Below are 24,718 nucleotides of genomic sequence, written 5' to 3'. Positions count from 1 at the left end.
GAATTCACACGATCTAAAGGAAGCTTCCGATGGACAGCCTGGTAAGCCGTATATCCAGCGGTAGGAAGAGCAGCCGCTTCAGCAAAAGACACTCCCGACGGAATGCGGGACAGAATATCCGCATCTGCTACATCAAATTCCGAGTATCCTCCGCTCGTGCGCAGATCCCCGTGATAGACGACCGGGTCTCCAACTTTCCATCCTTGTACATCCTCTCCGACCCCGGCAATCGTACCCGCAACGTCCAACCCGAGAATATGAGGATAACTCCATGCCGGGTTGCCGTTCGTACCTGTTTTATAGTCCACTGGATTCAGTCCTACCGCCTGTACCTCCACCAGTACTTCTCCATTGCCAGGATCCGGGGTAATCACTTCTTCTATCTGCATCTCACGCCATTTATTTTTATTCTTAAGAACCAATGCTTTCATGATGACACTCCTTTATTTAACATTCACACTTTCATCCTCTATACTAAAACAGATGCCGGTCTGCGGACAAGAAGGCACTTTTCCGTAACGTAGTTACCAGACAGTAACATAGGCGGTTTATTTGGAGGAATGAATATGAAGAAATTACAACCGGAATATACATGCGCCATCGATCTCGTCATCGATATCATTGGAGGGAAATGGAAGGTGCTTCTGTTATGGAACTTGAACGAGGGTACGAAGCGTTTCAACGAACTGCAGCGATCCGTGCCGGGAATCACACGTAAGATGCTGGCACAGCAATTAAGGGAATTGGAAGAACACGGCTTGGTGGAACGCACTGTTTATGATGAGGTACCCCCGCGGGTAGAATATACAACGACAGATCTCGGCCGCGGTCTGCAGCCTGCTTTGTACGCGATGTGCCGCTGGGGTGATGAGTACGCAGAGGGCCACGGAATTCAAATGAACAGGTGTTGGACGCAAACGGATTTTATAAAGGAACAGAACTAAAAAAGGAGGCCCTGTTACGGCCTCCTTCTTTATCACGCCTCATACTTCACTCAGGTAAGAAATAAAATACTTAGGACATCCATTTCGGGGGAGTATTCTTCTCCCAGTATACCTCACCGATTTGATGGTGCTTAACAAATTGATCATCTTTCAAATGGTAATGGAAATTGAACCAGTACCCTTCGCCCGGCCGTTTATCTCTGCGGACATGGAATCTGGCTATTTCTTCTTTTGTCCGTTGGTTATATACATTAAATATCTTCTCTCCATAACCTGCTGTCGGCTCTTCTGTTATCTCCAAATATGGTACTTCTTCATCCCCGGCGTTCACCAAAAGATCTGTGACGACCTCTTCTATTTTCGGAAGAATCTCCGAAGTCATATCAGCGTCCACTTTTTTTATAATTCTTGGTCCCATCTTGATCACCGTCTGTGATTTCGCAGACTCCGTTAATTGTTGAATACGCTGCTCTGATGTCTGCGCTTCGAACGGCGGTGCGTCTAAATCAAGTTCTTCTTCGGAAAGAAGGCCGCTCTGTTCTTTAATGGACCCTTCCCCTGCGATATGTTTCTTCTCTGCAGCATCTGCATCTATATGAATGGGAGGGACATACATCCCCAATGTCATAACGGATATAAGAACAACGAATATTCTCTTCATCAACGGTTTCATTGCATTTACTCCCTTTTATGTAATCACTTATTTATAATTGTATACCATTTTCAGACAGCTTGTCCATACATGCGCTGAAATCGCTTCCAAAATACTATGCATCATTTACTATTCATGAATACAGCCAGCTTGGGAATCCATAAGATGTACCAAGATCTTAAGGAGGATGTATCTATGAACGTAACTCAAAACCAAGCCCAACAACAGGCGCAAATGCCGACGAACCATACGAGCCAGGCCCATGGAGGGCATGAGCTGTTTGACGCTCATGAAGTCATTGCTGGAATCATAACGATGCTCGACCAGTATCAAATGTACGACCAGCATATAAAGGATCAAGAGTTGAGGGATATTTTAAAGCGTCAGGAAATGTTCGTCACTCAGCTCTACAATACCATTGTGGAAAGCTTCCGCAGCGGACAGGATCCATCTGTAGACACACAGCAGTATAAAATGCAGCAGAGTAATGAAGTCGTCTATGGAATCAAGCCTGGGCAACCGAAAAAGCCGAATCAGTCTGTCAATGATCTTTCTGAGAATGGTCTTTCCGCCTATATGCTCGGCCAAACGAAAGGACTTGCAACACTCCTTTCCATGACCGCGCTTGAGATGACAAACCCCGTTCTTCGTCGTGTCATCGCAGACAGCGTTCCCAACTTCATTGAAATGAGCTATGAGATTTTTCTTTATCAGAACAAACATGGCTATTACCAAGTGCCGCAGCTGCAGCAGCAGGACATGAATCAAATGCTGCAAAGCTATACGACGGTGCAGTCCCAAAACCAAATGCACTGATCTACAGGAAAGAGATCCGGCTGCCCGGGCCTCTTTCCTCTTTCATATGTTGAAAAGAAGCATCGTATAATAGAAACAACCGCTCCCATAAAGGAGGAATTGGATGTTTTTCAGTTACATACTACTCGGCATCTCCCTATCCGCTCCCCTCGGTCCTATTAACGCCGCCCAGTTGGACAAAGGAGTTCGTTACGGTTTTCTCCATGCATGGCTTGTCGGAATCGGAGCGATGGCAGCAGATGCCCTGTTTATGCTGCTTATTTATCTTGGACTGGCCCAGTATGTCGATTTCCCTCTTGTTAAGAGTTTCCTCTGGTCGTTCGGGGCTTTCGTTCTTCTCTATACGGGAGTGGAAAGTATCCACTCCTCCGGAGGGTGGAACGAAGAGGAGCACATATCCGGCAGCTCGAAAAGGAAATCGTTTCGGACAGGCTTCCTTATGGCCCTGACAAATCCTTTGAACATTCTGTTTTGGATGGGGATTTACGGTTCCATTCTCGCCGAGGTTTCGTCCAGATATGATGACGCAGAGATACTTCTATACAGCGGCGGCATATTTCTCGGCATCATGTTATGGGACATCCTGATGGCACTCGCCGCATCCGGCGCACGCCGTCTACTCACCGGACGACTGCTTCGCGGCGTATCCATTACGTCCGGAATCATGCTGATGGGCTTCGGAGTGTATTTTGGCTTTCAAGCATACCGAATGATTTTCGGATAGACAAACACCCTCATTCTCCTCCTTCCATACGATAGGTATGTATCCCCAGGAAGGAGCGCGCTTGTTTATGCTTTACAGAAAAACAGAACTGGAGAATGCTCCGGAACGAACCACTTGGCAGTCTAAAGCCTTCACAAGCTTTTCCGAAATGATGCTCTCCAGAGAGAGCCCCTATCCATGTGTTCCCGGTATCCAAGGATTCAAAGCGGATATGCTGCGGTTCGCATTTTTATCCGATCCAAGCGGATCCGCTGCGCCGGAAACACTTGGACAAATTTTAAAGCAATACGGAACAATTTCAAGAGAAACGGGTGATTACGCTTCTCTTGTCGTTTTGTGTGAGCCTTGCCTCCATTCTTATCAAATCAAAGATTATGAGTCGTTGTTCTGGAACCTTCTAAATGAATGTCACGCTGCGGACGAAAGAGAATGGCCCGAACATATCCCACTTGATCCATCAGATCCTGCCTGGGAATTCTGTTACGACGGAGAGCCTTACTTCGCTTTCTGCGCGACTCCCGCTCACGAACGAAGGAAGAGCAGACACTTTCCTTATCTGCTTCTCGCCTTCCAGCCCCGCTTTGTATTTGAAAAAATAAACGCCTCCACTCCGCTAGGGAGAAAACTGCAGAATGTTATAAGGAAACGTCTTTCTATTTATGATGACCTCCCTATCCACCCTTCCCTTAAGTGGTACGGAGAAGAGAATAACCACGAATGGAAACAATATTTCCTGGCAGAAGAGAATACCTCGCCTTCTAAGTGCCCGTTTATGGCAATGAAACAGAAATGGAACAGTCTCCGATCATGACTTCATGATCGGAGACTGTTTTTGCTTTATATAGGTGGCAATTGCGATCACAATGAGAAACAGCAGACTTACATAAAAGCCGGTTCTTGCAATCTTTTCAAGAAGTGTACCTGTCACCGCTGACAATAGAAGCAGGAGACCGGTTGTAACCCTGATCTTGGCAAACCATGCCCGAGCCATTAATTTATAATAAGAGAGGAGGATGAATGCCCAGTTATAAAGAAGGAGCAGTCCCGCAGCCGTGGTGATATACTCGAAGATCGTCTCAGGCAGCCAGACGGCGAGAATAACCGAAGCGGCGACCACGATCACAGTAAGCAAGAATGCTGCTCCGGAAACCCTTCCCGATTTCTCTTCCTTAAACCGAGCCGGAGCATCCCCCTCCTCACTTAAAGTCATTAACATCGTAGTGACAGCATACAGCGAGGCGACCATCGTCGAAAATCCGGCAACAATCAAAAGACCGTTGAAGATATCAGGGACCAACGGAAGGGAGAACGTCTTCAAGGCCGAAAGAAAAGGACTCTCATCGGGCGATATCGCTGCCCACGAAACAATCTCCATAACAAGCCAGAACCCCAGAATATAGAGGACCGTCAACGCAAGAAGCATCCACTTACCCGACCTTAATGCGTCCTTAGGATCTTTTAATTCCTTTGCCATCAGCCCCATCACTTCTATTCCACCAAAGGCATAAAAACAAAAGATCAGAGCTGCCCATATCCCGTTGAACCCCTGCGTGAAAAATTCTTCCAGCGGAGAGGAAAGGGTTTGTCCGGCGGATTCCTCAAAGCCCCCGAAGAGAGCGACAATCGCTAAGATAAGAAACATGACGAGTGCTGCCAATTTAATCAGCCCACATATATTCTCAAGTTTCTCAATTAATTGTGTACCGATCCACAACACACTCAGACCAAGCACCGCGAAACAGGCCGCACACAACCAAAGAGGCACATTCGGGAACCAGAACCTGGCGAATATTGCTAAGGCAGTTAATTGACTCCCCATAATAAGCATTTCGGAGCACCAGTACAGCCAACCGTTCCCAAATCCCGCCCACGTTCCAAATGCCTGTTTCGCATACGTACGGAAGGACCCTTTCTCTGGATGGTGTGCCGTCATAGAAGCAAGGGCGTGAAAAACGATATAGGTACCGATTCCGGCTGCCAGATAACAAACAAGGACCGACGGCCCGGCCAGTTCTATCGCTATGCTTGACCCTAAGAAAAATCCTGTTCCGATAATACAGCCCACGCCTATGAAGGACATCTGCCACCAAGTCAGCTTTCCATCCACGGTTTTCTCCCCCTTTTTATTTCTTAGTCTTAGGGGAAATGAGAAGTTTATGTAAACGAATGGATAAAGCACGTAGGGACAAACTAAATTTAAAAATGACCAGGGGGAACGTGTTATGCTGAATCCGAACTGCTGGAATGAATTTGATCGTTTGAAGACTGTCATCGTCTGTACACCATCCTGTCTCGATATTCCCGATCAGAAAACTGCGGATTATGTGCAGTGGGAAAAGCCCGTCCAATCCGACAAAGCTAGGGCCTCTTTCGAAGGCATGGTGGATGCGATGAAGACAGAGGGTGTGGAAGTGATCAACTACTGCAATTACTTGTCTAAAGAGGACCAAAACACCCATAAACAATTAATCAACCGTTATTTCACAAGAGATCTTGCCTGCAGTTTCGGATCGATATTCATCCCTGGTGAAGCTGGCACCTCTCTAAGACGGCCGGAATACCGGCTTGCGCATCCTCTTTTTGAGAAATGGACAAGTCCTGACCAATATTCTGTTGACTGGAACGATCCTCTGCACGCGCTCGAATTTGGAGATGTTCTCCTTCTCAGCAGAGATGCCGTCTTTATCAATGTAGGATTACGCTCCAGTCACGAGAGCGCACGACTTTTGAAAGATCGACTGCTTGCAAGCGGATTCTCAGAAGTCGGTATCATTGATCTGCCCCGACAAGGAGCGGAAATGCACTTGGATATGAACTGCGCCATCATAGGTGCGACTTCCATCCTCTGCAAAAGCTACATGCGTTTCTTTCCTGTGGAAGTATGGAAGGAGGATGGTGCTTCGTATATGATGACAGGCCCCTTCCTTGAGCGTCACGGTTATTCCCCCGTGTGGACCGATGATGTAAAGCATACTGTCGCAGATATTAACTTTCTTAATTTGGATCCGGAAACCATCCTGATCAGTACGAAAGCCAACAAAAAAATTCTTAAAGAAGATGTCTTCCGAAAGAAGCGGCTGATTGAAATTGATGTTGATGAACTGGAAAAAGGCGGTGGTGGAATACGCTGCATGACGCTGCCTGTGACAAGAGAATAAAAAAAGCTGCTCCTTCAGGGGCAGCTTTCTGTTTTTTAAGCATAAAAAACCACCAATAGTATGTATTGGTGGAGACGGTGGGAGTCGAACCCACGTCCGGAGATATCGGCACTCGGGCTTCTACGGGCGTAGTTGATATATTATCATTCACTACCTCTTCGGCCTATCAACAGGCTTCCGAGGAGCTAGCCTGATTAGTCTCTTCGTCTCTCCTCAGGCGGTGGAGAAACGCGTAGCCCACTTCAGTTTGAGACCCTTCATCCAGCACATGGGCGATGCCGGGAAGGATCAGCTATAGACTACTTACGCAGCTACAGCTAGGTTTTGTTTAGATTCGCCAGTTATTATAGGCAAATGACGGTTTACGAGACGTCGCTCGACTCGCGACCCGAGCTCGACCTATCCCCGTCGAATCCGTAACGTCCCCGTTAGGATTAAAAGGGAGTACAGTCAAGCTGTATCCAATGTCATATTGACGACAAATATTATTATAACAGAAACATTTATTTTTTCAACCCGGAGCTACCGCAGGCTGTCTTTCATGGCGCGGTCAATTTCCCGCTTCTGCTGTTTCTGCTTCAAGTCTTCCCGTTTGTCATATTTCTTCTTCCCTTTACCGAGTCCAATTAAAACCTTCGCTACCCCGTTTTTTATATAGACTTTGAGCGGTACGACCGAATACCCTTTCTGCTGGGTCTGACCAATAAGCTGGTTGATTTCTTTTCGGTGCAGAAGCAGTTTACGCGCCCGAGTCGGGTCGTGATTGAAGATGTTCCCCTGTTCATAAGGCGAAATATGCATGTTATGGAGAAACACTTCCCCTTTATTAATCCGGGCGAAGCTGTCTTTCAAATTTAGGCGTCCATTACGGATCGACTTGATCTCCGTGCCCTGAAGGACAATGCCCGCTTCAAACGTCTCTTCTATATGGTAATCATGACGTGCTTTTTTATTTTGTGCTAATGTCTTTCCGTTTCCCTTAGGCATAAGCTTTCCTCCTCTTTCGCGTACCTTCTATTGTACCAAATGTACCCGTTGTTTCCAATTCCAAACGAACGTCGCAATTATCTGATTTATTAGAATAGACTTCTTTAAACGGCATATGAGAAGATGGATGTATATATAGAAAAGGAGAACAAGCGATGGCTGATATAAGGCGCTTAACACGAAACGACTATGATGTCTTTAAGCGAATGGATACAGGAATAGAAGATGATTACGTGCTGCGTATCTTTCCACGTTTAGTGGAATCGGATAGCGAGTACTTGTACGGGATGTTTGAAGACGATGCCCTCCTTTCCATCTGCGGCATCAGTCTATATGGCAAGGGACGTTATGCGATGCTGGGGCGGCTGCGGAGTGACCGACGGCACCAAGGAAAGGGCTGCTCCACCAACCTGCTTTCCCGCGTTATTGAAGATTTTCAAATAAATGAGAATATCCGTTGGTTCGGAGGGCACACACAAATAAACAACAAAGCAGCGAGAAGAGTATTTTCCAAACTCGGTTTTCACGGTGAATCGGTTACTCATGCCGTCATTCTTAAGAAACCAGAGCACTTGAAAGGGCACACACCAGGGCCTGTCTGGGAGGAAGTCACCGATCCCTCTCATAAACGCAGCCTTCTGATGCAGTACGTTTCAAAGGTTTTCCCTTATGAATGCTACTATCCCCTTCCCTACGACGAGGTATTCTTTACAGATGCTTACATGAAAGCTTCCTCTTTCTACATAAACAAAGCAGAGGATCGTTTTATGATCATTAGAAATGATGTAAAAGGTGAAGCATATGCCCATGTGAAATACAGTTGGGATGATGCTTTTCATCAACCCGGTTTTTATGAAACCGTGCTGGAGTACTGGAAGAAGAACAGCGAAAATGATGGGTGCTGGTTTGACTTTACCGAAGCAGGCTTCCAAACCATCCCAAACACGACTGCCTTTGAATTTCAGGACCCTTGGATCCTGTACGGACAATGGAAGCGGAACCATCTTGACTTTTTAATGAAATCAACCTGTAAGTATTGACACGAGTGGGTTTAGTCTTTAAAATCCTGATGGTGAAACTTCTTCTCCAGAAAGGATAAATGATAAAATGAACTTTATTCAAGCCGTACAGCTGTTGGACGAAGGTAATGCATTACGACGTACTTCATGGACAAGTGCTGGATATATAACAAAAGACGAACAAGGAACGATAAGCTTCTTCGATCACAATGAACCGGCTATCTATCAACTCTCCACGACAGACGCTCTCGCAGACGACTGGGAGCAGGTAGAAAAAGACCGCTGGACGATTGTTTCCGTTTCTCACGATCGTGAACTGATGCAGGGCAGACTGTTCGTTTCCTACCAAATCTGCGCAGAACACAACGGCGAGGTTTTGAACAATCATTTGATCGACGAGCAGGAGCTGCCTCAATGGGCGCGCTATGTCGATGTAGACCTAAAGACCTCTGCCCGTCACCTCAACGAAAAAGACATCGAGAACGTACAGAACAAACTCAGTGCCTAAACAAAAAAGCCGTCCGCAATGGACGCTTTTTTGTTATTTTTTCTTTTTCTTGCTTCCTTTTTTAGGAACGCCTTTATTTCTATAAAATGGTTTGTTTCCTTTTTGCTTGTTTTTCTTCTTATCTTTCTTCCGTTCCGGTCCTTTGGATTTAATCTGCTTTGGACGCTCCGGACGGGGACGCTGTTTACGGGGCTTCATACCGTCAATTTCGAAATCCACAACCCGTTCATCAAGATTTACATTCGTCACACGGATGGTGACTTCATCTCCAATACGGAAGACGTTCCCGGTCCTTTCTCCAATCATAGCGAACTGGTTTTCGTGGAAGGAATAGTAATCATCTGTTAAAGTACTAACATGAACAAGGCCCTCCACTGTATTTGGTAATTCAACGAACATACCGAAACTGGTGATGGAACTGATGACACCTTCAAACTCTTCCCCGATTTTATCCTGCATGAATTCCGCTTTTTTCAAATCATCTGTTTCCCGTTCGGCATCAACTGCCGCCCGTTCCATTTCGGACGAATGGCGGGCGATCTCCGGCATTTGATCTTTCCAATGCTTACGCGTCTTATAATCCAGCTTATCTTCTACAAGGTAAGTGCGGATCAGGCGATGCACAATTAAGTCCGGGTAACGGCGGATCGGAGATGTAAAGTGCGTATAGAAATCCGTTGCAAGACCGAAGTGTCCAAGGCTCTGCGGATCATACTTAGCCTGCTGCATGGATCTGAGCATCAGTTTTGATATGATCATGTCTTCCTGCGTCCCTTTGACTTCTTCCAACACTTTCTGCAGCGCCTGCGGGTGAACACTCTCGGCAGAGCCTTTCACGACATAGCCCAGGTTTGCTACAAATTCAAAGAACTTTTGCAGTTTCTCTTCATCCGGGTCCTGGTGAATCCGGTGAATGAAAGGGACCTCCATCCAGTGGAAGTGCTCCGCAACGGTTTCGTTGGCTGCAAGCATGAATTCTTCAATCAAACGCTCTGCCACCGACCGTTCCCGAAGCTTGACATCGACTGCTTTTCCTTCTTCGTCCACAACGACGCCGGCTTCTTTGAAATCGAAATCGATAGCTCCGCGTCCCATGCGTTTTCCGCGCAGCGTGCTGGCCAGTCTTTCCATTTCCCGGAACATCGGTACAAGGCTCTCATATTTCTTAATGAGTTCCTCATCCTCATCTTCAAGAATGCTGTTTACATCTTTATATGTCATTCGTTCATTTGTCTTGATCACACTTTGGAAAATTTCATGTTGGACTACTTCACCGCTGCTGTCGATTTCCATCTCGCAGGACAACGTCAACCTGTCCACCTGAGGATTCAGAGAGCAGATTCCATTCGATAACCGGTGAGGAATCATAGGAATAACCCGATCCACCAAATACACACTGGTCGCGCGTTCCCTCGCTTCTTTATCAATAGGAGATCCGTCTTTGACATAATAGGAAACATCTGCGATATGAACACCGAGTTTGAAATGGCCGTTATCCAGTTTCTTCACTGTAACCGCGTCATCCAAGTCCTTCGCATCCGCCCCGTCAATCGTAACGATCGTTTCATCACGAAGATCCCGACGGTTCTTAATTTCATCTTCACTGATTGTCTCCGGTGTATCCGCTGCCTGCTGCAGCACTTCTTCCGGAAAGTCCACCTTAATTCCGTGCTTATATATAATGGAAATGATATCGATACCCGGGTCATTTTTGTGACCAAGTATTTCAACAATTTCACCTTCCGCACTCATACGCCCTTCAGGGAATTTGGTGATATTGACGATGACTTTATGGCCGTCCACCGCACCATTCGTCTGTCCCTTCGGAATGAAAATATCATTAGGGATACGTTTATCATCCGCAATGACAAAACCGAAATTGCGGCTGGATTCATAGGTCCCCACCACGCGGGTTGTCGCTCTTTCAAGAATTCTGATAACCGCACCTTCCGGCCTTGTTCCATCTTCCTTCCGCTTCTCAATTCGAACAAGTACTTTGTCATTGTTCATGGAAGAATTCAAATCGGAATGATGGATGTACACATCATCTTTGTCTTCCTCATCAGGAATGAGGAATGCGAAACCTTTGGCATGCATTTGGATTCGGCCACGGATCAAATTCATCTTCTCCGGTAGACCGAAGCGGTTTTTCCTAGTACGAACGAGCTCCCCTTCCTCTTCAAGACTGTTCAGCGTCTTCATTAATTCCTTAAATGAATCAGCCCCATCAAGTTCCAATGCATCCTGCAATTCTTCGACGGATAATGGTTTGGAAATATGCTCCTGGAATAAATCTAATATCTTCTGCTTTAATTCTGAACTCAATTTGTCTTACCTCCTTTTAAATGAAGGACAAGACTCCGGTGTTTATGACCAATCCAATGATTCAAGGAATTCAAGTATATCTTCGTGAAGCTGTTCCTTTTCCTTATCCATCGTAATGACATGCCCGGAGTTTTTGTACCATTTAATATCTTTTTGATCTGCTTCCACCTGCTCATAGATGTAGTCAGCACTATCTGTGTTGATCATGTCATCCTGTGCAGCCTGGACAACGAAAGTCGGTGTGTAGATTTGGTCGACTTCATCGTGTACGCTTGTGATAAAAGCGCCAAGTTGTTTGAACATTTCAGACGATTCATCGAGCAGCTCAGCTACCTCTTTATCAATCGTTTCTTTATCTTTGCCTTCCAGTTGTTTGTACTGTCTTGCTTTGAATTCAAATCCTTGTGTGAGCTGTTTTTCGTTATCGAAGAACATCGGTGCACACATCGTAACAAGACCTTTAATCGGTTCGGAATAAGCGGTTTTCAATCCGAGCACACCGCCTAGGGAAAGACCAGCGACTGCAATCTTCTCGTAACCGGAATCCCTTAGATGGTTTAAGGAATCCTGTACATCCTTCCACCAATCCTCCGGTCTTGCATCGATCAAAGCTTCCAGTTCACGGCCGTGCCCTCTGTAAATGGGCGCATGAGCCGTATATCCGTTCTTTTGAAGGAATCGTCCCAGCATTCTCACATCGGCAGAATGCCCCGTGAATCCATGTAGTAATAATACCGCACGTTCTCCTCCTTCAAACGTAAATGGCTGAGGTTGTTTGATTTTCATATGTCATTCTCTCCTTACCTTCATCATTGTCCTAATTACGCAATTTCATTCTCTTACACAATCGTTTCTATTTTATCAAATGCAAGAAGAAGTGGCATTTCCTTTCCATGCATGCAGATCATGGAAGCAGGGGAATAAATAGAAAAACCGCGCTTAAAATAGGCGCGGTCTTATGTGCATCATTTTGTTTTACCCGAGAATATATGTCGCCAAGAAAGCGAAAACGAAGAACAGAACTCCTGTCACGATAGTTGCTCTGTGAAGGACTGCATCAATCCCTCTTGCTTTTTGCTTACCGAACAGCTGTTCCGCTCCGCCGGAAATAGCTCCGGACAGCCCGGCACTCTTTCCTGACTGCAGAAGAACCAGAATGATCAAAATAACCGTATCAATCGTCAATAAAGTAATCGCAAGTGTTTCCATAATATCCAACACCTCCCGGAAGACGTACAAATAACTAGTTTAAATGTAGCATAAACACCTTGTTCCAGCAAGATAATTATCCATTCCACTCTAAAATTTTTTGTAGGTTTTTCGCGTATTTTGACGAATTTCGTGTATAATGTTGAAAGTTATTGATTGTTTTTGATTATTTTTGGTTGCTTTATGTAAGTGCTTACTTTATTATGGTTGTAGGAATCATCGGAGAGGAGGATCGTGCATGCTCACGCCAGATCGTCACCAACTCATCCTGAAAGCAGTCAAAAACAATCACACAGCTAAGATACAACAACTGGTCGATGCTACGGGTGCTTCTGAATCAACGATCCGTCGTGACTTAGATCATTTGGAAAAGGAAGGGTTGCTGAGACGCGTCCACGGCGGTGCCTCCCTGAAGAGCTCTGCGAATACGGAACCGACGATGCGCGAGAAAGCTACCAAGTTTCACAAAGAAAAAACTCACATAGCAAAATTTGCCGCATCCCTTGTACAGGACGGCGATTGCATATTTCTTGATGCGGGTTCCACAACATTCGAAATGATTCCGTACCTTAAGCAAAACGACATCACTGTTGTAACGAACGGTCTATCCCATCTGGATGCCCTCAATGACCATCAGATAGCGACATACGTCTTAGGTGGAAGGGTCAAACACCGGACCGGCGCAGTCATAGGAGCCGGCGCTTTGGATAACTTGAAGCAGTATCGCTTTGATATCTGTTTCATGGGAGCGAACGGCGTCACCCTGGAGGACGGTTTTACGACACCGGATCCTGAAGAAGCTGTTATCAAACAAACGACGATCCGTTTTTCGCGGAAGCGTTATGTATTGATTGATCACTCGAAATTCGGGGAAGTCAGCTTCACTAAGATTTCCGATCTATCGGATGCTGAAATTGTGACAGACTATGATGGAGAAGACTTGAAAGAATATCAAAGCAAAACGAACATAAAGGTTGTGACTACATGATTTATACTTGTACATTGAATCCTTCCATTGATTACATTATGCATGTAGATGGATTCGAAGCCGGTGAATTGAACCGCGCAGAACGGACCTTCTACTACCCGGGCGGAAAAGGAATCAACGTGTCCCGCGTCATGGGCAGACTCGGTGTCGAAACAAAAGCACTCGGGTTCCTCGGCGGGTTCACGGGAGCGTTTGTAAAAGAAGCTCTTGAAGCGGAAAATGTATCCCACGACTTCATCGACACGAAGCAGAACACGCGTGTCAATGTTAAGTTGAAGAGCCAGGGTGAGTCTGAAATTAACGGTCCAGGACCTGAAATCTCAGAAATATTACAGGAAACCCTCCTTACACAAATCCGCAGTATGGATGAGAACGATACGCTTGTGCTTGCAGGAAGTGTCCCTTCCTCCCTGCCATCTGATTTCTACGTAACCGTTGTAGGTATCTGCGCAGAGAACGGAACGAAAGTAGTAGCCGATACTTCAGGAAAAGCACTCGAACAGCTGATCGGCCTTCCTTTATTCCTGCTGAAACCCAATCACCATGAACTTGGAGAGTTATTTGATGTAACGATAGACTCCAAAGAACTCGCAGCGGAGTATGGGAAGAAACTTTTGGACAAAGGTGTGGAGCACGTCATTGTATCAATGGGCGGCGAGGGCGCCGTTTATGTAGGAAAAGAGAGCGTTCGTTACGCCAATGTTCCGAAAGGTGTATTGAAGAATTCAGTAGGAGCCGGCGATTCTGTCGTATCCGGTTTTCTATCTGCCCTTCACCACGGCAAGCCGGAAGAGGAAGCATTCCGCTACGGCGTAGCTTCCGGAAGTGCTACAGCCTTCCAGGATGACCTTTGTCAGCAGGAAGACGTGGAGAAATTACTGCCAGAAATTAAATTAACTACTATTAAATAAGGAGTGTAACCATATGAAAATCACAGATCTTTTGACAAAAGACACCATTTTGTTGAACATGTCTGCCGCTTCTAAGCCGGAAGCGATCGATGAACTTGTCGGTAAGCTTGATACCGCAGGAAAATTGAATGACCGCGCTGCATTCAAACAGGCCATCGAAGCTCGGGAAGAACAAAGCACAACAGGAATCGGTGACGGAATTGCTATTCCTCACGCCAAAACAGCTGCTGTAAAAAATCCAGCGATCGCTTTTGGACGTTCCACAGAAGGATTGGATTACGAGTCACTGGACGGACAGCCGACAAACTTGTTCTTCATGATTGCGGCTTCTGAAGGTGCAAACAACGCTCACCTGGAAACGCTGTCCCGCCTTTCTTCCTTCTTGATGGACACGAATTTCCGCGAGAAGCTGGAAGCAGCAGAGACGGATGAAGACGTTCTCGCTGCTATTAACGCTAAAGAAGCGGAAGAAGAAGGCGAAGAAGAAACAGGAGACGGCGCATCCGGTAAAGTCCTTGCAGTCACTGCATGCCCAACAGGTATCGCTCACACGTACATGGCGGCTGATAAGTTGAAAGCAACAGCTAAAGACATGGGTGTCCAGATCAAAGTACAGACTAACGGGTCCAGCGGTGTAAAAAACCGTCTGACAGCAGAAGATATTGAAGAAGCAGACGCTATCATCGTAGCAGCTGATGTCAATGTGGATATGTCAGGATTCGCCGGCAAGCCGGTCATTCAAGTACCTGTTGCCAAAGCAATCCACGAAGCGAAAGAACTTATTCAGAAAGCAGTAGATAAAGACGCACCGATCTATCAAGGCGGAGGCGAGAAGCAAGACAGCGGCTCTGATGCTAAAGGACGTTCCGGATTCTACAAGCACCTGATGAACGGTGTATCCAACATGCTTCCATTTGTTGTCGGAGGCGGAATTCTGATCGCTATTTCTTTCTTCTGGGGAATTAACTCCGCAGATCCGGCCAGCGGCGAATACAACCGCTTCGCAGAAATGCTGAACATCATTGGCGGCGCAAACGCATTCTTCCTGCTCGTTCCTGTCCTTGCCGGTTTCATCGCATCCAGTATTGCTGATAAACCAGGTTTCGCCCCAGGTATGATCGGTGGTTTGATTGCCGTTACTCAAACAGTTGAAGGTGCTGGAAACGGTTCTGGTTTCTTAGGCGGATTAATCGCCGGTTTCCTAGCCGGTTATTTGACACTCCTTGTGAAGAAAATGCTTGAAGGCCTGCCAGCTGTTATGGACGGATTGAAGACGGTTCTTCTATATCCTCTTTTTGCGATTTTCCTTACAGGAATGATTATGTTACTCATCAACCCTGCTCTAACAAGTGTATACACATGGCTCTTTGATTTACTTGACAGCATGAGCGGTTCCAACCTTGCCCTTCTCGGGTTAATTGTCGGCGGTATGATGGCTGTAGATATGGGTGGTCCCGTAAACAAAGCGGCTTACACGTTCGGTATCGCAGCTCTTGAGGCTGGAAACTACACGTTCATCGCAGCAGCGATGGCAGGTGGAATGGTTCCACCACTGGCTATGGCTCTTGCCACAACGCTGTTCAAAAATAAATTTACGAAAGAAGAACGCGAAACTGGAAAAGCAGCCTATCCACTCGGCGCATTCTTCATTACCGAAGGTGCGATTCCGTTTGCAGCAGCGGACCCGGCGCGTGTTATCCCGTCCATGGTGGCTGGTAGCGCCCTCGCCGGAATGTTGACAATGTTGTTCGGCATCGACCTACAGGCACCACACGGCGGAATTATTGTAGCTCCGTTGGTGGCAGGTGGAATAACGCAAATTCTGCTTTACCTGGTGGCAATTATTGCCGGATCGATTCTTGGCGCAATTATTGTAGGATTGTTGAAAAAAGACCTAAGAAAAGCTTAAAATGATAAAGTTAGGGTATTTTCATCATTAACACTAATTCTTAGGAGGAATTATCATGGTAGAAAAAACTTTTAAAATTACATCTGCTGACGGTGTACACGCTCGTCCAGCCACTGTTCTTGTTCAGAATGCTGGTAAATACGAGTCTGATATCAACTTACATTACAAAGAGAAGGCCGTGAACCTGAAATCCATCATGGGAATCATGAGCCTTGGCATCCCTGCCGGCGCAGAAGTGAAGATTACTGCAGAAGGCAACGATGAACAAGAAGCAATCGATCATTTAGAAAACACTATGAAGAATGAAGGCTTGGGGGAATAACAGCATGACACAGCTTCAAGGTATTGCAGCTTCCAGCGGCATCGCCATAGCGAAAGTATATCGTCTGGAAGCTCCAGACCTTTCGTTCACGAAAAACGATATTGAACAACCAGAAGAAGAAGTAAAACGCCTGCATGAGGCTTTGAACACTTCTAAATCAGAATTGGAGAAAATCAAGGAACATACGAAGAAATCACTTGGTGACGAACATGCAGAAATCTTTTCTGCTCACCTTTTGGTCCTTAGTGATCCGGAGTTGATCCAGCCTGTAGAAGATAAAATCAAGAGTGATAATGTAAATGCTGAGTTTGCCTTATCTGAAACGGCGGATATGTTTATCAACATGTTTGAAAGCATGGATAACGAGTACATGCGCGAACGTGCTGCTGATATCCGCGACGTTACAAAACGTGTTATGGCCCACCTTCTGGGTGTGACCTTCCCGGATCCAGCATTGATCAACGAAGAAGTAGTCATCGTTGCCGATGATCTTACTCCTTCTGATACAGCTCAATTAAACAAACAGTACGTTAAAGGGTTTACTACAGACATCGGAGGACGTACATCCCACTCCGCTATCATGGCCCGCTCGCTTGAAATCCCTGCGGTCGTAGGTACGAAGAACATCACTTCCCAGGCTGATAAAGATACGATGATCATCGTTGACGGTATCAGCGGAGATGTCATCATCGATCCTTCTGACGAGCAGATTGCAGCGTACAAACAGAAGCAGGATGATTTCGAGAAGCAGAAACAGGAATGGGCGAAGCTTAAAGATGAGCCGACCATCACTTCTGAAGGGGAGCACGTGGAGCTTGTTGCCAACATCGGTACTCCGGAAGACGTAGAAGGAGTTTTGAACAACGGCGGTGAAGGTGTCGGTCTGTATCGTACAGAATTCCTATACATGGGCAAAAGCCAGCTTCCAACAGAAGAAGAGCAATACGATGCGTATTCCTCCGTTCTGAAGCAAATGGGAGACAAACCAGTTGTTGTCCGGACGCTTGACATCGGCGGCGACAAAGAATTGGACTATTTGGAACTTCCACATGAAATGAACCCGTTCCTCGGCTATCGTGCTATCCGTCTCTGCCTTGAGCGCGACGATATTTTCCGTGTGCAGCTGAGAGCACTACTTCGTGCGAGCGTTCACGGGAACCTTAAAATCATGTTCCCAATGATTGCTACGCTGGACGAGTTCCGTCAGGCAAAAGCTCTTCTTGAAGAAGAGAAAGCCAACTTGGTGAAGGAAGGTCAGGAAGTATCGGATGACATTGAAGTCGGTATGATGGTTGAGATCCCTGCTACGGCGGTCATCGCTCGTCAGTTCGCTAAAGAAGTCGACTTCTTCAGTATCGGTACAAATGACCTTATTCAATACACGATGGCTGCTGACCGTATGAACGAACGAGTATCCTACTTGTATCAACCATACAACCCTGCCATCCTGAACCTTATCAATAACGTGATTGAAGCTGCTCACGCCGAAGGCAAATGGGCCGGCATGTGTGGAGAGATGGCGGGAGACGAAATCGCTATCCCTATCCTGCTTGGACTCGGCTTGGACGAATTCAGTATGAGCGCCACATCCATTCTTCCTGCACGTACACAAATCAAAGATCTATCCAAGAAAGAGCTTGCTTCCTTCAAGGATCAGATTCTTTCTATGGGTACTGCAGAAGAAGTCGTTGATTTCATTAAAGAAAAGACACAGAAATAAAACTGGTATAACTAATTGCTTTGTGGGACAATAAGTGTGTGCTGATGCAAGTCTCAGTACGTCGAATCTGACGAAAGAGATGTGTTTCCATGACATTGACGATTCTCTTAATCGTGTGCATCGGTATTGTACTACTGATAGCCGCTATGTTTGGTTTTGCTGTCTCTAAAGGCTATGACTATAAACACACCGTCGATCCTTTGCCCGCAGAGGATCTCCATGAAGACAAACACAAAAAAGCTGACGCCCCTTAAGCGTCAGCTTTTTTTCTTTATTAGAGACCTTCTATGATCTTTCTGCCTATTACAAACCCCAAACCCTGCCACGCAACGAAAACGCTTCTAACCATGGTCTTTGTCGCTTATAATGCCCACGTCGGGTTCACTCTGTTTATTATCGATCGATAATACTCAACTTCTTACCTATCTCCGTCCGCAGCTTCGGCTTAGGAACTCTCGCCGGATACCCCATCTGCAACACAGACACGAGACGGTGAATGTGCGGATCCAATCCGATATCACGGACGAACTCCGAATCGTACAAATAAGGATTCGTCGTCCACAGAACACCCACTCCAGATTCCCAGGCGAGAAGCTGAACATTTTGGATATAGGCGCATACCGCAGCATAATCTTCATCGTATTTCCTCTTATCCGGGTCCTTCTCCATATAAATAAGGGCATGATGAGGAATGCGCAATAAGAAATCACGGATACCTTCTCTCACTTTTGTTTGACGGTCTTCTTTGTATCCCGAGAAGAAGCCCTGCCTCTCATAGCTGCGGAGCACATTGTCCGCATACATTTTCACCCCCGCCCCCTGGTACATATAAATATTCCAAGGCTCCTTCATATGGTGGGTGGGAGCCCAGGAAGCTTTTGTGAAAATTCCCTCTAATACTCCTTCGGGAACCAACTCCTGTTTATACTCATGAACGGATCTTCGCCCGAGAATCGCATCTTCCAGCTCCATAAGTCACCTCACACAATTAAAATCTTCGTTACCTGCTGGCCCATCGAGTACCCCCACTCCTTCAGGAAAAAGGGTACTTTCGTTTCCAACGTCTCATAAGCACTATATTTCGTCGGGACGCCTCGTACGTTCATTCCCTGGTTCTTCGCCATCCCTACCGCACGCTTGAGGTGGAATTGATCACTGACGAGAATATACGTGTGAATCCCTTTTTGTTCGGCTACCTCTTTTGCATTCGTCAAATTCTCTTCCGTCACCATGGAACGATCCTCATAAAGAATATGCTCTTCCGGGACCCCATGCTCCATCGCATAGGCCTTACCAGTCTCCCCTTCCGAAGAAGCTGCGTTTTCACTTCTACCACCTGTCAAGACGAGGTAGTCCACTTTCCCGTCCTTATACAGTTCAATCCCCTGTTTCAGTCTTCCTTCAAAGACAGGGCTTGGTTTTCCATTCCATTGAGCGGCTCCGAGGACGATGGCTGCATCTGCTTTTTGAACAGGCTCCTCTTCTCCATAGGTCCACACAGAATATGCGGTATAAATACTGTATATAAAGACAATTAAACATACGAATTTGGCTACTCGTTTCATACATTCGTTCTCCTACTCCTGATAATCTTTTCCTATCATATCATAGAAAAAAGCCCCTCTGAATAATCAGAGAGGCTCAATTTGAAAAAATTATTTATTCAGGTTGTAGAACGCTTTTTCACCTGCATAGTTAGCTGTTCCAAGCAACTGATCTTCAATACGAAGAAGCTGGTTGTATTTAGCTACACGGTCTGTACGGGACGGTGCACCAGTCTTAATTTGACCAGCGTTCGTCGCAACTGCGATGTCAGCAATAGTAGCGTCTTCTGTTTCACCGGAGCGGTGGGAGATGACTGCTGTGTAACCTGCACGTTTAGCCATTTCGATCGCTTCGAATGTTTCTGTAAGCGTACCAATTTGGTTAACTTTAATCAGGATAGAGTTGCCAACGCCTTCTTCAATCGCACGGCTTAGTTTAGCTGTGTTTGTAACGAACAAGTCGTCACCAACAAGCTGTACGCGGTCGCCGATACGGTCTGTAAGAAGCTTCGTACCTTCCCAGTCGTTCTCATCAAGACCGTCTTCAATTGATACGATCGGGTACTTGTTAACAAGCTCTTCGTACCAGTCAACCATTTCTTCAGAAGTACGTACGACACCTTCACCTTTAAGGTTATATTTGCCGTCTTCATAGATTTCAGAAGATGCTACGTCCATAGCAAGCTTAACTTCTGCATCCGGCTTGTAGCCTGCTGCTTCAATTGCTTCAATAATAGTAGATAGTGCTTCTTCGTTGGATTGAAGGTTTGGAGCGAATCCGCCTTCGTCACCAACACCAGTGTTGTAGCCTTTGTTCTTAAGAACTGTCTTAAGGGAGTGGAAAATTTCCGCACCCATACGTAGAGCTTCTTTGAAAGTAGGAGCGCCCACAGGCATGATCATGAATTCTTGGATATCTACGTTGTTATCCGCGTGCTCTCCACCGTTTAGGATGTTCATCATCGGTGTTGGAAGAGTAGAAGCAGTGAATCCTCCAAGATATTTGTAAAGTGGAAGACCTACAACATCTGCAGCCGCGTGTGCAACAGCCATGGAAACACCAAGAATTGCATTCGCACCAAGGTTTCCTTTGTTTTCTGTACCATCAAGTTCTCTCATCATTTGGTCGATAAGGACTTGTTGTGTAACGTCCATTCCAAGAAGTTTTGGAGCAATTGTTTCATTTACGTTGGCAACTGCTTTTTCAACACCTTTACCAAGGTAGCGTTCTTTGTCACCGTCACGAAGTTCAACTGCTTCATATTCACCAGTTGAAGCTCCACTTGGTACAAGTGCTGTACCGAAAGCTCCGGATTCTGTATAAACTTCTACTTCTACAGTTGGGTTACCACGAGAGTCAAGGACTTCGCGTGCATATACGTCAGTAATGTATGGCATATAAATTCTCTCCCTTAATTATTTGATTAATGATTTTCCTGTCATTTCTTCTGGTTGCTCGACATCCAATAGTTCAAGAAGCGTCGGTGAAAGATCGCCCAGAATTCCGCCTTCGCGAAGTTCTACGCCTTCTTTCGTTACGATTACAGGAACCGGGTTCGTCGTGTGTGCCGTCATCGCATCACCGTCCAAGGTCGTCACCTCGTCGGAATTACCATGATCGGCCGTGATGATCGCATGGCCGCCTTTTTCAAGGATTTTGTCTACGATTTTACCTAGACATTCATCGACAGCTTCTATCGCTTTGACTGTCGGCTCAAGCATGCCGGAGTGACCAACCATATCCGGGTTGGCAAAGTTGAGGATGATAGCATTATGCTTATCCGCATCCAATTCACCCAGTAGAGCATCCGTTACTTCGTAGGCGCTCATTTCCGGTTTAAGGTCGTATGTCGCCACTTTCGGAGAATCGATGAGGATGCGCTCTTCCCCTTCAAATTCCTGCTCGCGGCCACCGCTCATGAAGAACGTTACGTGCGGGTATTTCTCCGTTTCCGCAATACGCAGCTGCTTCATATCATTAGATGCAAGTACTTCTCCGACCGTATTCTTCAGATTGTTCGGAGGAAAAGCAACTTTACTGTTCACTTGATCGCTGTATTGAGTCATTCCTACGAAGTGAAGATTCTTAGGAGCTTCTTCTCCACGATCGTAGTCACTGAAATCATCGTTGGCGAACGCCTTGGAAAGCTGGATCGCACGGTCAGGACGGAAGTTGAAGAATACAACACTTTCTTCATCTTCTACCGTTCCGAGCGGTTGTCCGTTTTCATCAGTCAGAACGACCGGCTCAACGAATTCATCGTACACGTTTTCTGCGTAGGAATCATCCATCGCTTTAATTGGATCCTGATACTTAGATCCTTCTCCATAAGCGATGGCGTCATAAGCCTTCTTCACACGTTCCCAGCGATTGTCACGGTCCATCGCAAAATAACGACCGGAAAGCGTCGCAATTTGACCAATACCAATTTCTTTCATCGCTTCCTGTGCCTGCTTGATGTACGTTTTCGCTGACTGCTGTCCTACGTCACGACCATCTAGGAATGCGTGGATAAATACTTTCTCCAGCCCTTCCTGTTTAGCAAGCTTTAATGTTGCAATCATATGATCGATATGACTGTGAATTCCACCGTCGGAAAGCAGACCGAAAATGTGAAGCGCTTTGCCGTTTTCTTTTGCATGGCGAACGGCGTTCAGCAATACTTCATTTTCAAAGAAATCTCCTTCACGGATGGAAAGATTGATTCTTGTCAAGCTTTGGTAGACCACCCGGCCTGCACCAATATTTAAGTGACCCACTTCTGAGTTACCCATTTGACCTTCCGGAAGCCCAACCGCTTCTCCACTAGCCGTAAGCTGGGAGTGGGGGTAATTGTTCCAGTACCGATCAAAATTTGGTGTGTTCGCCTGTTTGACGGCATTCCCCTTCTCTTCCTCGCGGATAGCGAAGCCGTCAAGGATGATCAAGGCAGCAAGGTTTTGATTACTCATGCTTACCTGCCTCCACTAATTTCAAGAAAGAATCCGCTTCTAAGCTGGCACCGCCGACAAGTGCGCCGTCGATATCAGACTGGGATAGAAGTTCCTCTACGTTAGCAGGCTTCACGCTTCCACCGTACTGGATACGTACAGCTTCTGCAGCTTCTGTGTTAACAAATTCGCTGACAACTTTACGAATGTATGTGCATACTTCATTTGCCTGCTCGGAAGTAGCTGTACGACCGGTACCGATCGCCCAGATAGGCTCGTAAGCAATGATGGATTCTGCACACTGTTCATTTGTAAGACCGTCCAACGCTTTCTTCACTTGCGTTTCAACAACGTCCATTGTCTGGTCCGCTTCACGCTGTTCAAGGGATTCCCCTACACAGATGATTGGAGTCAAACCGTGCTTGAATGCCGCATGGACTTTCTTGTTTACTTCTTCGTCTGTTTCTTTGAAGATCTCGCGACGCTCGGAGTGACCAAGTACGACATGGGACACGCCAAGTTCTTTCAGCATAACCGGACTAACTTCCCCAGTGAATGCTCCGTTTTCTTCAAAGTGCATATTCTGTGCACCGATTTTCAGGCTTGTACCTTCCGTCTCTTCTACCAGTTTCTGTAGAAAAGGGAACGGAGCACAAACGATGGATTCCACTTGCTCGGAAGAAGGAACCTCATTTTTTGTCGTCTGAACAAAATCAGCCGCTTCACGGTGATTCTTATTCATTTTCCAGTTACCTGCAATGACTTGTTTACGCATAATGATTCACCTCTCCTTTATTATTTATCGTTCAATAGAGCGACGCCTGGAAGTTCTTTACCTTCCATGAATTCAAGAGAAGCACCGCCGCCTGTGGATACGTGATCCATGGCGTCTGCAAATCCGAATTTCTCGACAGCCGCCGCAGAGTCGCCTCCACCAATGACTGTATATCCTTCCGTTTCAGAAAGAGCGTTGGCTACAGCTTTCGTACCGTTAGCGAAAGATTCAATTTCAAATACGCCCATTGGTCCGTTCCAAATTACAAGTTTGGAATCCTTGATGACTTTAGCGTATTTCTCTCTCGTTTTCGGTCCGATATCAAGCGCTTCCCAATCAGCAGGAATGCTGTCGATCGCAACTTCTTTTTTATTGGCAGAATCAGAGAAGTCGTCGGCTACGACAACATCTTCAGGCATATAGAAGTTCACGCCTTTTTCTTCTGCTTTCTTCATGTATTCCTTCGCCAGATCGATTTTATCTTCTTCCAACAGGGATTTACCAATTTCGTGGCCAAGAGACTTCACGAATGTATAAGCAAGTCCTCCACCGATAATCAGATTATCGACTTTGTCTAGCAGATTATCGATCACACCAATTTTGTCTTTAACTTTCGCGCCGCCGACAATTGCCGTGAACGGACGCTCCGGATCTGATAGAGCTTTACCGAGTACATTGATCTCTTTCTCCATCAAGAAGCCAGCTACAGCAGGAACATGCTCGGCAATACCAGCTGTAGAAGCATGTGCACGGTGAGCTGCACCGAAGGCATCATTCACATAGAGGTCAGCCAAATCTGCGAATGCTTTCGCCAAATCTGCGTCATTCTTCTCTTCACCAGGGTGGAAACGGACGTTTTCGATTAGGACGATGTCGCCGTTTGCCATGTCAGACACAGCTTTGTTCACTTCGTCTCCTACTACTTCGTCTGTCTTCGTAACCGTCTGCCCCAGCAGATCGCTTAGACGCTTCGCAACAGGATCAAGACGCAGGTCTTCTACTACTTCTCCCTTAGGACGTCCAAGGTGACTTGCAAGAACGACTTTCGCTCCGTTGCCAGTCAGGTGTTTGATGGTAGGAAGGGCAGCTTTAATTCTAGTGTCATCTGTCACTTCTCCATCAGCCATAGGTACGTTGAAGTCCACACGGCAGAAAACCGTCTTCCCTTGTACTTCTACGTCGCGGATTGTTTGCTTGTTCATAGAATGACAACCTCCTTAGAGTTGTGTTTGATGTCCCCTTATGTACGTTTCCACATCTTCCTGATATGGAAACG

General features: G+C 46.2%; 26 protein-coding genes and 1 other RNA gene. 13 read left to right on the top strand and 14 right to left on the bottom strand.

Annotated features, from left to right (window positions below):
- On the bottom strand, positions 1-431 hold a 431-nt coding region (locus tag D479_RS04475), incomplete at its 3' end, for an alcohol dehydrogenase catalytic domain-containing protein (protein WP_008634138.1).
- Between the two features lie 135 nt (positions 432-566).
- Between D479_RS04475 and D479_RS04470 the strand changes: the two genes are divergently transcribed.
- Positions 567-944, top strand: a complete 378-nt coding sequence (locus D479_RS04470; RefSeq protein WP_008634136.1) for a helix-turn-helix domain-containing protein — start codon at positions 567-569, stop codon at positions 942-944.
- 70 nt (positions 945-1,014) lie between these two features.
- Here the strand turns inward: D479_RS04470 and D479_RS04465 are convergent, their stop codons facing one another.
- Positions 1,015-1,617: a YpjP family protein gene (locus tag D479_RS04465; protein WP_008634133.1), complete on the bottom strand. Its 603-nt coding sequence runs from the start codon at positions 1,615-1,617 to the stop codon at positions 1,015-1,017.
- Between the two features lie 174 nt (positions 1,618-1,791).
- Here D479_RS04465 and D479_RS04460 point away from each other — a divergent pair, with 174 nt between their 5' ends.
- From D479_RS04460 to D479_RS04450, 3 genes are all read left to right on the top strand, one after another.
- Entirely contained in the window at positions 1,792-2,412 is a 621-nt protein-coding gene (locus D479_RS04460; protein WP_008634131.1) for a spore coat protein, read from the top strand.
- Between the two features lie 103 nt (positions 2,413-2,515).
- Positions 2,516-3,136 (top strand): LysE family transporter, encoded by a 621-nt coding sequence (locus D479_RS04455; protein WP_008634130.1) that lies wholly within the window; start codon positions 2,516-2,518, stop codon positions 3,134-3,136.
- Between the two features lie 67 nt (positions 3,137-3,203).
- The gene (locus D479_RS04450) at positions 3,204-3,947 is read left to right on the top strand and encodes a YqcI/YcgG family protein (protein WP_008634128.1); all 744 of its coding nucleotides are present in this window, start codon (positions 3,204-3,206) and stop codon (positions 3,945-3,947) included.
- On the opposite strand, the gene D479_RS04445 is transcribed toward D479_RS04450, so the two are convergent.
- Positions 3,942-5,243, bottom strand: coding sequence for an amino acid permease (locus D479_RS04445; RefSeq protein WP_008634126.1), 1,302 nt, complete (start codon positions 5,241-5,243; stop codon positions 3,942-3,944). The genes D479_RS04450 and D479_RS04445 overlap by 6 nt on opposite strands.
- A gap of 115 nt (positions 5,244-5,358) precedes the next feature.
- Here D479_RS04445 and D479_RS04440 point away from each other — a divergent pair, with 115 nt between their 5' ends.
- Positions 5,359-6,294 carry an arginine deiminase family protein gene (locus D479_RS04440; RefSeq protein ID WP_008634124.1) on the top strand — a complete coding sequence of 312 codons (936 nt, stop codon included), beginning with the start codon at positions 5,359-5,361 and terminating at the stop codon, positions 6,292-6,294.
- A gap of 66 nt (positions 6,295-6,360) precedes the next feature.
- On the opposite strand, the gene ssrA is transcribed toward D479_RS04440, so the two are convergent.
- Positions 6,361-6,721: a transfer-messenger RNA gene (ssrA, locus tag D479_RS20135) on the bottom strand.
- Between the two features lie 95 nt (positions 6,722-6,816).
- Positions 6,817-7,281, bottom strand: a complete 465-nt coding sequence (gene smpB, locus D479_RS04435) for an SsrA-binding protein SmpB (RefSeq protein ID WP_008634122.1) — start codon at positions 7,279-7,281, stop codon at positions 6,817-6,819.
- Between the two features lie 155 nt (positions 7,282-7,436).
- Here smpB and D479_RS04430 point away from each other — a divergent pair, with 155 nt between their 5' ends.
- Both D479_RS04430 and D479_RS04425 read left to right on the top strand, forming a co-directional pair.
- Entirely contained in the window at positions 7,437-8,321 is an 885-nt protein-coding gene (locus tag D479_RS04430) for a GNAT family N-acetyltransferase (protein WP_008634120.1), read from the top strand.
- A 67-nt stretch (positions 8,322-8,388) separates the two neighbouring features.
- Positions 8,389-8,808: a hypothetical protein gene (locus D479_RS04425; protein ID WP_008634118.1), complete on the top strand. Its 420-nt coding sequence runs from the start codon at positions 8,389-8,391 to the stop codon at positions 8,806-8,808.
- A 33-nt stretch (positions 8,809-8,841) separates the two neighbouring features.
- Here the strand turns inward: D479_RS04425 and rnr are convergent, their stop codons facing one another.
- The 3 genes from rnr to secG form a co-directional block, all read right to left on the bottom strand.
- Entirely contained in the window at positions 8,842-11,133 is a 2,292-nt protein-coding gene (rnr, locus tag D479_RS04420) for a ribonuclease R (RefSeq protein WP_008634116.1), read from the bottom strand.
- 42 nt (positions 11,134-11,175) lie between these two features.
- Entirely contained in the window at positions 11,176-11,919 is a 744-nt protein-coding gene (locus tag D479_RS04415; protein ID WP_008634114.1) for an alpha/beta fold hydrolase, read from the bottom strand.
- 189 nt (positions 11,920-12,108) lie between these two features.
- Complete coding sequence (secG, locus tag D479_RS04410) at positions 12,109-12,342, bottom strand: preprotein translocase subunit SecG (RefSeq protein WP_008634112.1); 234 nt, start codon at positions 12,340-12,342, stop codon at positions 12,109-12,111.
- Between the two features lie 238 nt (positions 12,343-12,580).
- Here secG and D479_RS04405 point away from each other — a divergent pair, with 238 nt between their 5' ends.
- The 6 genes from D479_RS04405 to ytzI all read left to right on the top strand — a co-directional run bounded on the left by D479_RS04405 (position 12,581) and on the right by ytzI (position 18,446).
- Positions 12,581-13,330: a DeoR/GlpR family DNA-binding transcription regulator gene (locus D479_RS04405; protein WP_008634110.1), complete on the top strand. Its 750-nt coding sequence runs from the start codon at positions 12,581-12,583 to the stop codon at positions 13,328-13,330.
- On the top strand, positions 13,327-14,241 hold the full coding sequence (pfkB, locus tag D479_RS04400) for a 1-phosphofructokinase (protein WP_008634109.1): 915 nt from the start codon (positions 13,327-13,329) through the stop codon (positions 14,239-14,241). The genes D479_RS04405 and pfkB overlap by 4 nt, the downstream gene beginning before the upstream one ends.
- A gap of 13 nt (positions 14,242-14,254) precedes the next feature.
- Complete coding sequence (locus D479_RS04395; protein WP_008634108.1) at positions 14,255-16,150, top strand: PTS fructose transporter subunit IIABC; 1,896 nt, start codon at positions 14,255-14,257, stop codon at positions 16,148-16,150.
- Between the two features lie 55 nt (positions 16,151-16,205).
- The gene (locus D479_RS04390; RefSeq protein WP_008634107.1) at positions 16,206-16,472 is read left to right on the top strand and encodes a phosphocarrier protein HPr; all 267 of its coding nucleotides are present in this window, start codon (positions 16,206-16,208) and stop codon (positions 16,470-16,472) included.
- Between the two features lie 4 nt (positions 16,473-16,476).
- Positions 16,477-18,192 carry a phosphoenolpyruvate--protein phosphotransferase gene (ptsP, locus tag D479_RS04385; protein ID WP_008634106.1) on the top strand — a complete coding sequence of 572 codons (1,716 nt, stop codon included), beginning with the start codon at positions 16,477-16,479 and terminating at the stop codon, positions 18,190-18,192.
- 89 nt (positions 18,193-18,281) lie between these two features.
- Entirely contained in the window at positions 18,282-18,446 is a 165-nt protein-coding gene (ytzI, locus tag D479_RS20130) for a YtzI protein (RefSeq protein WP_008634105.1), read from the top strand.
- A gap of 139 nt (positions 18,447-18,585) precedes the next feature.
- Here ytzI and D479_RS04380 read toward each other — a convergent pair whose 3' ends face one another.
- From D479_RS04380 to D479_RS04355, 6 genes are all read right to left on the bottom strand, one after another.
- Positions 18,586-19,164, bottom strand: a complete 579-nt coding sequence (locus tag D479_RS04380) for a nitroreductase (RefSeq protein ID WP_008634104.1) — start codon at positions 19,162-19,164, stop codon at positions 18,586-18,588.
- 8 nt (positions 19,165-19,172) lie between these two features.
- Entirely contained in the window at positions 19,173-19,757 is a 585-nt protein-coding gene (locus D479_RS04375; protein ID WP_008634103.1) for a YdcF family protein, read from the bottom strand.
- 90 nt (positions 19,758-19,847) lie between these two features.
- A complete protein-coding gene (eno, locus tag D479_RS04370) occupies positions 19,848-21,134 on the bottom strand; it encodes a phosphopyruvate hydratase (RefSeq protein ID WP_008634102.1) in 1,287 nt (428 codons plus the stop codon).
- A gap of 18 nt (positions 21,135-21,152) precedes the next feature.
- A complete protein-coding gene (gene gpmI / locus D479_RS04365) occupies positions 21,153-22,688 on the bottom strand; it encodes a 2,3-bisphosphoglycerate-independent phosphoglycerate mutase (protein WP_008634101.1) in 1,536 nt (511 codons plus the stop codon).
- A complete protein-coding gene (tpiA, locus tag D479_RS04360; RefSeq protein ID WP_008634100.1) occupies positions 22,681-23,442 on the bottom strand; it encodes a triose-phosphate isomerase in 762 nt (253 codons plus the stop codon). The genes gpmI and tpiA overlap by 8 nt, the downstream gene beginning before the upstream one ends.
- 20 nt (positions 23,443-23,462) lie before the next feature.
- Positions 23,463-24,644, bottom strand: coding sequence for a phosphoglycerate kinase (locus D479_RS04355; RefSeq protein ID WP_008634099.1), 1,182 nt, complete (start codon positions 24,642-24,644; stop codon positions 23,463-23,465).
- Between the last annotated feature and the right edge of the window lie 74 nt (positions 24,645-24,718).

It is taken from the genome of Halobacillus sp. BAB-2008, assembly GCF_000328325.1.
GTDB lineage: Bacteria > Bacillota > Bacilli > Bacillales > Halobacillaceae > Halobacillus.
The sequence above is the reverse complement of the archived record's forward strand: the minus strand, read 5'-3'. Positions and strand labels throughout refer to the sequence as shown.

Coding starts and splice junctions, on each gene's coding strand:
- D479_RS04470 (WP_008634136.1), top strand. CDS start 567: ATGAAGAAATTACAACCGGAATATACATGCGCCATCGATCTCGTCATC.
- D479_RS04465 (WP_008634133.1), bottom strand. CDS start 1,617: ATGAAACCGTTGATGAAGAGAATATTCGTTGTTCTTATATCCGTTATG.
- D479_RS04460 (WP_008634131.1), top strand. CDS start 1,792: ATGAACGTAACTCAAAACCAAGCCCAACAACAGGCGCAAATGCCGACG.
- D479_RS04455 (WP_008634130.1), top strand. CDS start 2,516: ATGTTTTTCAGTTACATACTACTCGGCATCTCCCTATCCGCTCCCCTC.
- D479_RS04450 (WP_008634128.1), top strand. CDS start 3,204: ATGCTTTACAGAAAAACAGAACTGGAGAATGCTCCGGAACGAACCACT.
- D479_RS04440 (WP_008634124.1), top strand. CDS start 5,359: ATGCTGAATCCGAACTGCTGGAATGAATTTGATCGTTTGAAGACTGTC.
- smpB (WP_008634122.1), bottom strand. CDS start 7,281: ATGCCTAAGGGAAACGGAAAGACATTAGCACAAAATAAAAAAGCACGT.
- D479_RS04430 (WP_008634120.1), top strand. CDS start 7,437: ATGGCTGATATAAGGCGCTTAACACGAAACGACTATGATGTCTTTAAG.
- D479_RS04425 (WP_008634118.1), top strand. CDS start 8,389: ATGAACTTTATTCAAGCCGTACAGCTGTTGGACGAAGGTAATGCATTA.
- D479_RS04415 (WP_008634114.1), bottom strand. CDS start 11,919: ATGAAAATCAAACAACCTCAGCCATTTACGTTTGAAGGAGGAGAACGT.
- secG (WP_008634112.1), bottom strand. CDS start 12,342: ATGGAAACACTTGCGATTACTTTATTGACGATTGATACGGTTATTTTG.
- D479_RS04405 (WP_008634110.1), top strand. CDS start 12,581: ATGCTCACGCCAGATCGTCACCAACTCATCCTGAAAGCAGTCAAAAAC.
- pfkB (WP_008634109.1), top strand. CDS start 13,327: ATGATTTATACTTGTACATTGAATCCTTCCATTGATTACATTATGCAT.
- D479_RS04395 (WP_008634108.1), top strand. CDS start 14,255: ATGAAAATCACAGATCTTTTGACAAAAGACACCATTTTGTTGAACATG.
- D479_RS04390 (WP_008634107.1), top strand. CDS start 16,206: ATGGTAGAAAAAACTTTTAAAATTACATCTGCTGACGGTGTACACGCT.
- ptsP (WP_008634106.1), top strand. CDS start 16,477: ATGACACAGCTTCAAGGTATTGCAGCTTCCAGCGGCATCGCCATAGCG.
- ytzI (WP_008634105.1), top strand. CDS start 18,282: ATGACATTGACGATTCTCTTAATCGTGTGCATCGGTATTGTACTACTG.
- D479_RS04380 (WP_008634104.1), bottom strand. CDS start 19,164: ATGGAGCTGGAAGATGCGATTCTCGGGCGAAGATCCGTTCATGAGTAT.
- D479_RS04375 (WP_008634103.1), bottom strand. CDS start 19,757: ATGAAACGAGTAGCCAAATTCGTATGTTTAATTGTCTTTATATACAGT.
- eno (WP_008634102.1), bottom strand. CDS start 21,134: ATGCCATACATTACTGACGTATATGCACGCGAAGTCCTTGACTCTCGT.
- gpmI (WP_008634101.1), bottom strand. CDS start 22,688: ATGAGTAATCAAAACCTTGCTGCCTTGATCATCCTTGACGGCTTCGCT.
- tpiA (WP_008634100.1), bottom strand. CDS start 23,442: ATGCGTAAACAAGTCATTGCAGGTAACTGGAAAATGAATAAGAATCAC.
- D479_RS04355 (WP_008634099.1), bottom strand. CDS start 24,644: ATGAACAAGCAAACAATCCGCGACGTAGAAGTACAAGGGAAGACGGTT.